The organism is Mycobacterium sp. E735 (genome assembly GCF_001666955.1).
Taxonomy (GTDB): Bacteria; Actinomycetota; Actinomycetes; order Mycobacteriales; family Mycobacteriaceae; genus Mycobacterium.
In genome coordinates this window covers 1-12,054 of sequence record NZ_LZIX01000286.1, presented here as the reverse complement: position 1 = coordinate 12,054, position 12,054 = coordinate 1, and the positions used below count along the sequence as shown (strand labels likewise).

The following is a 12,054-nucleotide window of genomic DNA, read 5'->3' as shown; positions in this document are numbered from 1 at the left end:
TTAGGAGCAGATCCTTAATCCAGAGCGGGCGACGGGAATCGAACCCGCGTAGCTAGTTTGGAAGACTAGGGCTCTACCATTGAGCTACGCCCGCATGTGTTAGTCGAGCGTGACTGTAGCTGTCGACGAAGATCAAATCTAATCGACGCGGTCTTGTGATCGCTCCGTGAGGGTCTGCGACGTCGTCGCGAAGCCTGTGGCCAACCCGGCCCTACGGGGCCTTAGGATCATCGAGGTCAGCGCGGGGTGTAGCGCAGCTTGGTAGCGCATCCGCTTTGGGAGCGGAAGGCCGCAGGTTCAAATCCTGTCACCCCGACCAGCACGACCACTGCCGCATGCACACGGCCACCGAACGCCAGGAACGACCACCGAGGAGCGCCCCCGTGAAGAGCACCGTCGAGCAGCTGAGCCCCACCCGGGTCCGCATCAACGTGGAGGTGCCGTTCGCCGAACTCGAGCCCGACTTCCAGCGCGCCTACCGGGAGCTGGCCAAGCAGGTGCGCCTGCCCGGCTTCCGCCCCGGCAAGGCGCCGGCGAAGTTGCTGGAGGCCCGGTTCGGCCGCGAGGCGCTGCTCGACCAGGTCGTCAACGAGGCGTTGCCCGCGCGGTACGGGCAAGCCGTCGTGGAATCGGAAGTGCAGCCCCTCGGCCAGCCCGAGATCGAGGTCACCAAGAAGGAGTACGGCCAGGAGCTGGCGTTCACCGCCGAGGTCGACGTCCGCCCGAAGATCGAGCTTCCCGACCTGAGCGCGCTGACCATCTCGGTGGATCCGGTCGAGGTCAGTGACGACGACGTCGACGCCGAATTGGAGTCGCTGCGCGCCCGCTTCGGCACCCTGACCGGGGTCGACCGGCCCGTCGCCGACGGCGATTTCGTCTCGATCGACCTGTCGGCCACCATCGACGGCGAAGAGGTGCCGGGGGCGTCCGCCGAGGGCCTGTCCCACGAGGTGGGTTCGGGCCGGCTGATCGCGGGTCTCGACGACGCGCTGATCGGTCTCTCGGTGGACGAGTCCCGGGAGTTCACCGCGCAGCTGGCGGCCGGCGAGCACGCCGGGCAGGACGCCCAGGTGACGGTCACCGTCAAGTCGATCAAGCAGCGCGAGCTCCCCGAGCCCGACGACGAGTTCGCCCAATTGGCGAGCGAGTTCGACACCATCGAGGAGCTGCGTTCCAACCTGCGCGACCAGGTCGCACGGGTGAAGCGCGCCCAGCAGGCCGACGAGATCCGCAACGCCGCTCTGGACACGCTCCTCGAGCAGGTCGACGTGCCGCTTCCCGAGGCGATCGTGCAGGCGCAATACGACAGCACGATTCACGGCGCGTTGCACGGCCTCGACCACGACGATGCCAGGCTGGACGAGGCGCTCGCGGGCCAGGGCAAGACGCGCGAAGAGTTCGAGAGCGAGACGCGCACCGCGGCGGAGACCGACGTCCGCAGGCAGCTTCTGCTGGACGCGCTGGCCGACGAGCTCGAGGTGCAGGTGGGCCAGGACGACCTGACCGAGCGGTTGGTGGCGACGTCTCGGCAGTACGGCATCGAGCCGCAGCAGTTGCTGGGCTACCTGCAGGAGAACAACCAGCTGCCGGCGATGTTCGCCGACGTGCGCCGCGGGCTGGCCATCGCCGAAGTGGTGCGCGCGGCGACGGTCACCGACACCAAGGGCGACACCATCGACACCGACGAGTTCTTCGGGAAGCGTTCGGAGGAGCCGGCCGGCGAGGCGGAGGAGGCCGAGGACGCCGACGAGGCGTTGGAAACCGAAGGCTCCGACGACGAGGCGGAGTGACCGGGTCTTGACGCTGTGAGCGAAAGCGCCCGATTGAGGGGGAGCGTGGGCGCGAAACAGTGGGCCCGGTTGGTTAGTGTCGGTGAATAGAAGAACTCGAGAAAGCAGGTAACCCAGTCGTGTCTGACATGCGTTCGCCCTCGCAGGGGCTCAACCTCACGGACTCGGTCTATGAGCGCTTGCTCTCCGAGCGCATCATCTTCCTGGGTTCGGAGGTGAACGACGAGGTCGCCAACCGGCTGTGCGCGCAGATCCTGTTGCTCGCCGCCGAGGACGCCGACAAAGACATCTCGCTGTACATCAACTCGCCGGGCGGATCGATCAGCGCCGGCATGGCGATCTACGACACCATGGTGCTGGCTCCCTGCGACATCGCCACCTATGCGATGGGCATGGCGGCCTCGATGGGCGAGTTCCTCCTCGCGGCCGGCACCAAGGGCAAGCGCTACGCGCTTCCGCACGCGCGCATCCTGATGCACCAGCCCCTGGGCGGGGTGACGGGCAGCGCGGCCGACATCGCCATCCAGGCCGAGCAGTTCCACGTCATCAAGAAGGAAATGTTCCGGCTGAACGCCGAATTCACCGGGCAGACGATCGAACGCATCGAGGCCGATTCCGACCGCGACCGATGGTTCACCGCCCAGGAGGCCCTCGAATACGGGTTCGTCGACCACATCATCACCCGCGCCAGCCACATCACCAACGGAGAAGCCCAGTGAGCACCCAGCACCCCATCCAGCCGCAGGCGCGCTACATCCTGCCGTCGTTCATCGAGCACTCGAGCTTCGGCGTCAAGGAGTCCAACCCGTACAACAAGCTGTTCGAGGAGCGCATCATCTTCCTCGGCGTCCAGGTCGACGACGCTTCGGCGAACGACATCATGGCGCAGCTGCTCGTGTTGGAGTCGCTGGACCCCGACCGCGACATCACGATGTACATCAACTCGCCCGGCGGGGGCTTCACCTCGCTGATGGCGATCTACGACACCATGCAGTACGTGCGCGCCGACATTCAGACGGTGTGCCTGGGCCAGGCCGCCTCGGCCGCGGCGGTGCTGCTGGCCGCGGGGACTCCCGGCAAGCGGATGGCGCTGCCCAACGCTCGGGTGTTGATCCACCAGCCGTCGCTTCAGGGTGTGATCCAGGGCCAGTTCTCCGACCTGGAGATCCAGGCCGCCGAGATCGAGCGGATGCGCACGCTGATGGAGACCACGCTGGCCCGCCACACCGGCAAGGACGCCGCGACGGTCCGCAAGGACACCGACCGCGACAAGATCCTGACCGCCGAAGAGGCCAAGGACTACGGGATCATCGACACCGTGCTGGAGTACCGGAAGCTCTCCGCGCAGACCGCCTAAGTCTCCTCGGCGAACGTGCTCTCATGGCGAGATTTCAGCCGATTTACCGCCCTCAGAGCACGCTCGGCGAACCTCGGCGATGTCGGCCGGCCCGACCCGGCAGCAGCCACCGATGATGCTCGTCCCGGCCGCAAGCCATTGCGTGGCGAGCGCCGCGGAGAAGGTCCGCGGCCCCGCCCAGCCCCGTCCGTCCCAACGCTCGCCGCTGTTCGGGTAGACGATCACCGGCTTGGCGGCCGCCGCCGTGGCGATCTCGATCGCGGGCAGGACGTCCGCGGGTGCACAGCAGTTGACACCGACCGCGACGATCTCCGGCACCCCGGCGGCGACCGCGAACGCCTCCGCCAGCGGTTGGCCGGCCCGGGTCCTGGTGCCATCGATGGTGTAGCTCAGCCAGGACGGCGCGCCGACCGAGGCGACCAGGTCGACCAGTGCCTCGGCCTCGTCGACGTCGGGCACGGTCTCGCACGCCAACAGGTCGGCGCCCGAGTCGGCCAGCACTTCCAGCCGGGGCCGGTGCCATCGCCGCAAAGCCGCCACCGACAGCCCGTAGCGCCCCCGGTATTCCGATCCGTCGGCCAGCGTCGCGCCGTACGGCCCGACCGAGGCGGCGACGAGCAGCCCGCCGGCGCCCACCTCGTCACGGGCGGTCTTCGCCAGGTCGACGCTGCGGCGCAGCAGCTCGGCGGCCTCGTCCCGGTCGATCCCGCGGGACGCGAAGCCCTCGAACGACGCCTGATAGCTCGCCGTCGTCGCGATCGCGGCGCCGGCCCGGTAATAGCCGGCGTGCACGGCGACGATCTCGCGGGGATCGTCCGCCAACAACCTCGCCGACCACAATGCGTCGGAGAGGTCGTGACCGCGCGCCTGCAGCTCCGTGGCCAAGCCACCATCGCTGATCACTACCGATCCGCTGATCAGAGCCAATCCCACCCGGCCACTGTAGGGTGATTTCTTGGGGATCTGCCCGGGCTTCGCCGGGGCCGGCATCTCCAGCGGAAGTGGGAATCGGTCGGCGCACCAGCCTCGGTCGGGTAACGACCGCGACACGCCAAAGACACGCAAAGCGCGTCTTTCGCGAGTGACGGGCGCCGTCTGGCTATATGTTTCATCAAGACGAACACGCATGAATACCACCGACGCGATTCGGCCCTAATGGTCGCGTCGGGCCCGATCTAGCGGGTAGCGTCGGGGGATACATGCGGCACAGCTAGACGAACGGCGAAAAGGAAGTAGGCCCTCAGCACCATGGCGCGCATCGGAGACGGCGGTGACCTGCTGAAGTGCTCGTTCTGCGGGAAGAGCCAAAAGCAGGTCAAGAAGCTCATTGCTGGTCCCGGTGTGTACATCTGCGATGAGTGCATCGACCTCTGCAACGAGATCATCGAAGAGGAGCTCGCCGACGCCGACGACGTCAAACTCGACGAACTGCCCAAGCCCGTCGAAATCCGGGAGTTCTTGGAGGGCTATGTCATTGGGCAGGACACCGCCAAGCGGACGCTGGCCGTCGCCGTCTACAACCACTACAAGCGGATCCAGGCGGGGGAGAAGGGTCGTGACTCCCGGCACGAGCCGGTCGAGCTGACCAAGTCCAACATCCTGATGCTCGGCCCCACCGGCTGCGGCAAGACCTACCTGGCCCAGACGCTCGCCAAGATGCTCAATGTGCCGTTCGCCATCGCCGACGCCACCGCGCTGACCGAAGCCGGATACGTCGGTGAGGACGTGGAAAACATTCTGCTCAAACTCATTCAGGCCGCCGACTACGACGTCAAGCGGGCCGAAACCGGCATCATCTACATCGACGAGGTGGACAAGATCGCCCGCAAGAGCGAGAACCCGTCGATCACCCGCGACGTCTCCGGTGAGGGCGTGCAGCAGGCGCTGCTGAAGATCCTGGAGGGCACGCAGGCGTCGGTGCCCCCGCAGGGCGGCCGCAAGCACCCGCACCAGGAGTTCATCCAGATCGACACGACCAACGTGCTGTTCATCGTCGCTGGGGCGTTCGCCGGCCTGGAGAAGATCATCTACGAACGCGTCGGCAAGCGCGGCCTGGGCTTCGGCGCCGAGGTGCGCTCGAAGGCGGAGATCGACACCACCGACCACTTCGCCGAGGTCATGCCCGAAGACTTGATCAAGTTCGGCCTGATCCCAGAGTTCATCGGGCGGTTGCCGGTGGTTGCCTCGGTGACCAACCTGGACCGCGAATCGCTGGTCAAGATCCTGTCCGAACCGAAGAACGCTCTGGTCAAGCAGTACACCCGGCTGTTCGAGATGGACGGCGTCGAGCTTGAGTTCACCGACGACGCGCTGGAGGCGATCGCCGATCAGGCCATCCACCGCGGCACCGGCGCCCGCGGCCTGCGGGCCATCATGGAAGAGGTCCTGCTGCCGGTGATGTATGACATCCCGAGCCGCGACGACGTCGCCAAGGTCGTGGTGACCAAGGAGACCGTGCAGGACAACGTGCTGCCGACGATCGTGCCGCGCAAGCCGTCACGCACCGAGCGCCGCGACAAGAGCGCCTAACGCCTTGCGGTCGACCGGCCGCGCATTTGGGTACTAGATCCCCATGCCGGCCGCCGCTGAGACCGACAGCCCCGTACCGCGCCGGCTTACTCGTGCGCTGGACCTGCTCAACTTCCTGCTCGCCGACGTGCGTGACGGGCTGGGTCCCTATCTCTCGATTTATCTGCTGCTGGCTCACCATTGGGACCAGGCGTCGATCGGCTTCGTCATGGCGGTCGGGGGGATCGGGGCGATCGTCGCGCAGGCACCGGCCGGCGCGTTGGTGGACCGGAGCACCGCCAAGCGGGCGCTGATCATCGGCGGCGCGTTGACCGTCACCGCCGGTTCGTTGGCCATGCCGTTGTTTCCCGGCCGGTACTCCATCTCGGTGCTGCAAGCCGTGACCGGCATCGCCGGCTCGGTCTTCGCCCCGGCGCTGGCCGCCATCACGCTGGGCGTCGTGGGGCCCCGGTTCTTCTCCCGCCGGATCGGGCGCAACGAGTCGTTCAACCACGCGGGCAACGCGTCGGCCGCCGCCATCACCGGCGGTCTGGCCTACTTTTTCGGGCCGGTGGTGGTGTTCTGGGTGCTTGCGGTCATGGCGGCCACCAGTGTGCTTGCCGCGCTGAGGATTCCGGGTGACGCGATCGACCACGACGTCGCCCGGGGCATGGACCACGTGCGGGGAGCCCCGCACGAGACGCCGTCCCGGATGGCGGCATTGCTGCACAACCGCAGGCTGATGATCTTCGCCGCGACCGTCGTCGCCTTCCACTTCGCCAATGCGGCGATGCTGCCGCTGGTAGGCCAGCTGCTGGCGCTGCACAACAGGGACGTCGGCACGGCGCTGATGGCCGGCTGCATCGTCGCCGCGCAGGTGGTCATGGTGCCGGTGGCCTATCTGGCCGGGGCCAAGGCCGATTCGTGGGGACGCAAGCCGATCTTCCTGACCGGTTTCGCGGTCCTGGCCGCGCGTGGATTCCTCTACACCCTGTCGCCAAACCCGTACTGGTTGGTCGGGGTGCAACTGCTGGACGGCGTCGGGGCCGGCGTGTTCGGGGCGCTGTTTCCCCTCGTAGTCCAGGACGTCACGCACGGCAGCGGCCGGTTCAACGTCAGCCTGGGCGCGGTGACCGCCGCGACCGGGATCGGCGCCTCGGTGTCGAACCTCGTCGCGGGCTGGATCGTGGTGGCCGCCGGCTACAACGCCGCCTTCGCCTTCCTGGGAACGCTCGCGGCGGCGGGCCTGATTTTGTACCTGGTCGCGATGCCGGAAACGGCGCCAAGGGAACTCGGTGTCGGCGCCCCGCCGACGTGACCAATAACACAGTTTTTGACCTGAGGCATACCATTCCCGCCCTGACTTCGGCTTTTTACACTGAAGCATTCATCTGTAATGCACCAGAGACGCTCATACACCCCTTAGAGAAGTGCCATAATTGGTACTTGCAGTGACACACAGCTTGAGGGCGCGGGACGCCACTCTTTTGGCGCGTAACCTAAAACTCCAGCGAAGTGCCTATCCGGTAACGAATGGAAGGCGGATACGTGGATCCGAACGGCAGCGGAGCCGGGTCTGATTCTCACAACGAGTCGTCCCGGGGAGGGGCCGCTCGCCGGAACGGATCCGACCGTCAGCGCCTGGAACAAGTCGTCATTCGCTTCGCCGGGGACTCCGGCGACGGCATGCAGCTCACCGGCGACCGGTTCACGTCCGAGGCAGCGCTTTTCGGTAACGACCTGGCGACCCAGCCCAACTACCCCGCCGAAATCCGTGCCCCCGCAGGGACCCTGCCCGGGGTCTCCTCCTTCCAGATCCAGATTGCCGACTACGACATCCTGACCGCCGGTGACCGCCCGGACGTGCTCGTCGCGATGAACCCGGCGGCGCTCAAGGCCAACCTCGGCGATCTGCCCCGCGGCGGCATGGTGATCGCGAACTCCGACGAGTTCACCAAGCGCAACCTGACCAAGGTGGGTTACGTAACGAATCCGCTCGAGTCCGACGAGTTGTCCGACTACGTCGTGCATTCCGTCGCCATGACCACCCTGACGCTCGGCGCCGTGGAGGCGATCGGCGCGTCGAAGAAGGACGGCCAGCGCGCCAAGAACATGTTCGCCCTCGGCCTGCTGTCGTGGATGTACGGCCGCCCGATCGAGACCAGCGAGAAGTTCATCCGGGAGAAGTTCGCCCGCAAGCCCGACATCGCGGAAGCCAACGTGTTGGCCCTCAAGGCGGGCTGGAACTACGGCGAGACGACCGAGGCGTTCGGCACCACCTACGAGGTTTCGCGGGCGACGCTGCCGTCCGGCGAATACCGGCAGATCTCGGGCAACACCGCGATGGCCTACGGGATCGTCGCCGCGGGTCAATTGGCCGGCATTCAGGTGGTGCTCGGCAGTTACCCGATCACGCCGGCGTCGGACATCCTGCACGAACTGTCCAAGCACAAGAACTTCAACGTGATCACCTTCCAGGCCGAGGACGAGATCGGCGGCATCTGCGCCGCGATCGGCGCCTCGTATGGCGGTGCCCTCGGGGTCACGAGCACGTCCGGCCCCGGCATTTCGCTGAAGTCCGAAGCGCTGGGCCTTGCGGTGATGACCGAATTGCCGTTGCTGGTCATCGACGTTCAGCGCGGCGGCCCCTCGACGGGCCTGCCCACCAAGACCGAGCAGGCCGACCTGCTGCAGGCGTTGTACGGCCGCAACGGGGAGTCGCCGGTAGCCGTACTGGCGCCGCGCTCGCCGTCCGACTGCTTCGAAACCGCGATCGAGGCCGTGCGGATCGCGGTCTCATACCACACGCCGGTGATCCTGTTGTCTGACGGCGCGATCGCCAATGGCTCGGAGCCATGGCGGATTCCGGACGTCGGCACGCTGCAGCCGATCAAGCACACCTTCGCCAAGCCGGACGAGCCCTTCCAGCCGTACAACCGCGACCCGGAGACGCTCGCTCGCCAATTCGCCGTCCCGGGAACCCCCGGCCTGGAACACCGCATCGGTGGCCTGGAAGCGGCGAACGGTTCGGGCGCCATCTCCTACGAGCCGGTCAACCACGACCTGATGGTTCGGTTGCGGCAGGCCAAGATTGACGGCATCACGGTTCCCGATCTCGACGTCGACGACCCGACCGGGGACGCCGAGTTGCTGCTGATCGGCTGGGGCAGCTCGTACGGCCCGATCGGTGAAGCCTGCCGGCGCGCACGGCGCAAGGGCGTCAAGGTGGCACACGCGCACCTGCGCTACCTGAACCCGTTCCCGGCGAACCTGGGCGAGGTGCTGCGGCGCTACCCGATGGTGGTGTGCCCGGAGATGAACCTCGGCCAGCTGGCGCTGTTGCTGCGCGGCAAGTACCTGGTCGACGTGCAATCGGTCAGCAAGGTTCAGGGTGTCGCGTTCCTGGCGGACGAGATCGGGCGTGTCATCCGCGCCGCGATCGGCGGCACGCTGGCCGAAATCGAGCAAGACAAGACGATGGTCGCCCGAATGGCGGCGGCAACGGTGGGAGCGGGAGCTAGCGAATGACCGACCTGATGGGAAATCTGGCGGGCACCGACCTCGGGCTGACGCCGAGGTTGAAGAAGAACGACGGCGTGCCCACCACGGACCAGCCGCAGAAGGGCAAGGACTTCACCAGTGATCAAGAGGTCCGCTGGTGCCCCGGCTGCGGTGACTACGTCATCCTCAACACCATTCGCAACTTCCTGCCCGAGCTCGGGCTGCGCCGCGAGAACATCGTGTTCGTCAGCGGCATCGGCTGCTCGAGCCGCTTCCCGTACTACCTGGAGACCTACGGCTTCCACTCCATCCACGGCCGCGCACCGGCGATCGCCACCGGTCTGGCCCTGGCCCGAGAGGACCTGTCGGTGTGGGTGGTCACCGGTGACGGCGACGCGCTGTCGATCGGTGGCAACCACCTGATCCACGCGCTGCGCCGCAACGTCAACATCACGATCCTGTTGTTCAACAACAGGATCTACGGGTTGACCAAGGGCCAGTACTCGCCCACGTCGGAGGTCGGCAAGGTCACCAAGTCGACCCCCATGGGGTCGCTGGACCACCCGTTCAACCCCGTGTCGCTTGCGCTGGGTGCCGAGGCGACGTTCGTCGGCCGCGCCCTGGACTCCGACCGCAACGGGCTCACCGAGGTGTTGCGCGCGGCCGCGGAGCACCGCGGCGCCGCCGTGGTCGAAATCCTGCAGGACTGCCCGATTTTCAACGACGGATCGTTCGACGTGCTCCGCAAGGAAGGCGCCGAGGAGCGGGTGATCAACATCCGCCACGGCGAGCCGATCACCTTCGGTGCCGACGGCGAGTACTGCGTGGTGAAGTCCGGCTTCGGCCTCGAGTTCGCCAAGACCGCCGACGTGTCCGTCGACGAAATAATGGTGCACGACGCGCACACCGACGACTCGGCCTACGCGTTCGCGCTGTCCCGGCTGTCCGATCAGAATCTCGATCACACTGTGCTCGGCATCTTCCGGGACGTCAGCCGGCCCACGTACGACGACGCGGCGCGCTCCCAGGTGCAGGCCGCGCGGGCCTCGAAGCCGTTCGACGACGCCGCTCTGCAATCATTGCTGCGTGGCCGCGACACCTGGACCGTCGACTGACGTGAGCGAAACAATCTCCCTGGCCGGGGTTGTCCTGGCCGGCGGCGCCTCGCAACGCATGGGCCGCGACAAGGCCAACCTCCCGATCCCGCCATCCGCTGGATCCGGCTCGACCACGATGGTCGAGCACGTCGTCGGCGTCCTCCAACAGCGTTGCGACCCGGTGCTCGTCATGGCCGCCCAGGGGCAGCCGCTCCCCGAACTGCAGGCTCGGGTGATGCGCGACGAACTGCGTGGGCTGGGGCCGCTGCCGCCGACGGGGCGGGCGCTGCGCGCGGCGGCCGACGCCGGGGCGCGGCTCGCGTTCGTCTGCGCGGTCGACATGCCGTTCCTGGCAGTCGAACTCATCGACGATCTCGCCCGTCGGGCGGTGGAGACCGGCGCGGAAGTGGTGCTGCCGTGGGACGGCCAGGACCACTACCTTGCCGCGGTGTACCGGACCGACCTGGCCGACCGCGTGGACGCGTTGGTGGCCGCCGGCGAGCGCAAGATGCGCGCCCTGGTGGATGCGTCGGACGCCCAGCGCATCGTGACCTCGGAGTCGCGGTCGCTGACCAACGTCAACACCGACGCCGAGCTACGCGCCCTCGCGCAGTCCCGCAGCTGACCCGCAACGCACCGGAGCGGGTGCGCATAACCGGGCGAGAATTCGTGAGTGAATTCGGCATGAGAAGAGCTGCTTTCCGCTTAAACAATTGCTGGGCGATGTGCCGGGTGATGGTATTTGCCATTTTGTGATCTGTTGGGGTGCCGCAGGTTTCGCCATCCAGCGATCCCGCTCGTCGGCTGCGGTTGCAGTTGCGCATTTCCCGCGGGATCGACAGGCCGTACGCCGTGAGCAAATTGGCCGGCTGAACCGGGCGACGGCTTGGTGCCGTCCGGCCATGACGATCACGCGAACACCGTCTGTTTCGAGGCGCGTCCGAGAGGTGTCGAAAACATTTGCGGGAGAACGGAATCAAGGTTTCTCGCGGGGCGCGTGAGTGGGCACGGCGGACGTGCCGTGCGCGCTATTGGAGCGACGCAAGTTAGACCGCAGCACAACGCAATTCATCCGTCGGTGGTGCGCAATGTGTGACGTATTGCACGTAACCCGTTGTAATGTGCGCTGCTTCGCTCCGCGGGGCGAGCTCGTCACGGCTGCGACGGTCCGTACCCACCGGCGCAAATACGTGCGCCAGTTCACAAAATGGGCGTGATTCGGCTCACGATTTGAAAGCATTTGCGATTGCGGGGTACTCGCCGGAATCGCTTTGCTGACCTGCCGAAATGACCTCGGGATTGCGCCGTGATCACCCCGTTACCGAAACGAGATGTCCGGTTTCCGAAGATGACGAACGCGGCTGGTTCTCGTACGGTCCCTGTTAGCCCGCAACGGGTTACGGAACAGTAACTGAAAACAGAATCACGGACCCGCGTGTGAGCGGGGCCGCGGACGGCGAAGTCGCGTCCGTGGCCGGCGGTAACACTCCGCCGGGCGAATCGAGCCCACCGCTGTCGTGCCAGGACAAGCCGGCACGTTCCGAAGCAGGTTTCCGCACCAACCAAAAACCGTCAGCCCACCCCCGTGGGCTTGCTTTGGCGCGCGCGCACCGCGAAAGGAAAGATATTGAAGAACGTCCGTAAGACGCTCGTTCTTGCCGCGGTCACGGGCACCCTCGTGACCATCCCTTCGGCGACCGCCACCGCGGAGCCGACGGGCTTCGACCCCAACAGATCACAAAATGGCAAATACCATCACCCGGCACATCGCCCAGCAATTGTTTAAGCGGAAAGCAGCTCT

The 12,054-nt window shown here is 66.5% G+C and carries 9 protein-coding genes and 2 tRNA genes; 9 read left to right on the top strand and 2 right to left on the bottom strand.

Annotated elements, in window-relative coordinates:
- Nucleotides 1-23: 23 nt before the first annotated feature.
- Nucleotides 24-94: transfer RNA gene (locus A5704_RS23915), tRNA-Gly, on the bottom strand.
- Between the two features lie 148 nt (nucleotides 95-242).
- Here A5704_RS23915 and A5704_RS23910 point away from each other — a divergent pair.
- The 4 genes from A5704_RS23910 to clpP2 all read left to right on the top strand — a co-directional run bounded on the left by A5704_RS23910 (nucleotide 243) and on the right by clpP2 (nucleotide 3,147).
- Nucleotides 243-319: transfer RNA gene (locus tag A5704_RS23910), tRNA-Pro, on the top strand.
- 64 nt (nucleotides 320-383) lie between these two features.
- Nucleotides 384-1,790, top strand: coding sequence for a trigger factor (gene tig / locus A5704_RS23905; RefSeq protein WP_067891412.1), 1,407 nt, complete (start codon nucleotides 384-386; stop codon nucleotides 1,788-1,790).
- A 128-nt stretch (nucleotides 1,791-1,918) separates the two neighbouring features.
- The gene (gene clpP1 / locus A5704_RS23900; RefSeq protein WP_067749511.1) at nucleotides 1,919-2,509 is read left to right on the top strand and encodes an ATP-dependent CLP protease proteolytic subunit ClpP1; all 591 of its coding nucleotides are present in this window, start codon (nucleotides 1,919-1,921) and stop codon (nucleotides 2,507-2,509) included.
- A complete protein-coding gene (gene clpP2 / locus A5704_RS23895) occupies nucleotides 2,506-3,147 on the top strand; it encodes an ATP-dependent CLP protease proteolytic subunit ClpP2 (protein ID WP_067275408.1) in 642 nt (213 codons plus the stop codon). The genes clpP1 and clpP2 overlap by 4 nt, the downstream gene beginning before the upstream one ends.
- A 21-nt stretch (nucleotides 3,148-3,168) precedes the next feature.
- On the opposite strand, the gene mmuM is transcribed toward clpP2, so the two are convergent.
- On the bottom strand, nucleotides 3,169-4,074 hold the full coding sequence (gene mmuM, locus A5704_RS23890; RefSeq protein WP_197498929.1) for a homocysteine S-methyltransferase: 906 nt from the start codon (nucleotides 4,072-4,074) through the stop codon (nucleotides 3,169-3,171).
- Between the two features lie 321 nt (nucleotides 4,075-4,395).
- On the opposite strand from mmuM, the gene clpX reads away from it, so the two are divergent.
- The 5 genes from clpX to mobA all read left to right on the top strand — a co-directional run bounded on the left by clpX (nucleotide 4,396) and on the right by mobA (nucleotide 10,878).
- A complete protein-coding gene (clpX, locus tag A5704_RS23885; protein WP_055400128.1) occupies nucleotides 4,396-5,676 on the top strand; it encodes an ATP-dependent Clp protease ATP-binding subunit ClpX in 1,281 nt (426 codons plus the stop codon).
- 43 nt (nucleotides 5,677-5,719) lie between these two features.
- Complete coding sequence (locus tag A5704_RS23880; protein ID WP_067891409.1) at nucleotides 5,720-6,973, top strand: MFS transporter; 1,254 nt, start codon at nucleotides 5,720-5,722, stop codon at nucleotides 6,971-6,973.
- 230 nt (nucleotides 6,974-7,203) lie between these two features.
- Entirely contained in the window at nucleotides 7,204-9,183 is a 1,980-nt protein-coding gene (locus A5704_RS23875) for a 2-oxoacid:acceptor oxidoreductase subunit alpha (protein ID WP_156669927.1), read from the top strand.
- Nucleotides 9,180-10,271: a 2-oxoacid:ferredoxin oxidoreductase subunit beta gene (locus A5704_RS23870; RefSeq protein WP_067749518.1), complete on the top strand. Its 1,092-nt coding sequence runs from the start codon at nucleotides 9,180-9,182 to the stop codon at nucleotides 10,269-10,271. Before A5704_RS23875 ends, A5704_RS23870 begins: the two co-directional genes overlap by 4 nt.
- A gap of 1 nt (nucleotide 10,272) precedes the next feature.
- Nucleotides 10,273-10,878, top strand: coding sequence for a molybdenum cofactor guanylyltransferase (gene mobA / locus A5704_RS23865; RefSeq protein WP_067891406.1), 606 nt, complete (start codon nucleotides 10,273-10,275; stop codon nucleotides 10,876-10,878).
- The last annotated feature ends 1,176 nt before the right edge of the window (nucleotides 10,879-12,054 follow it).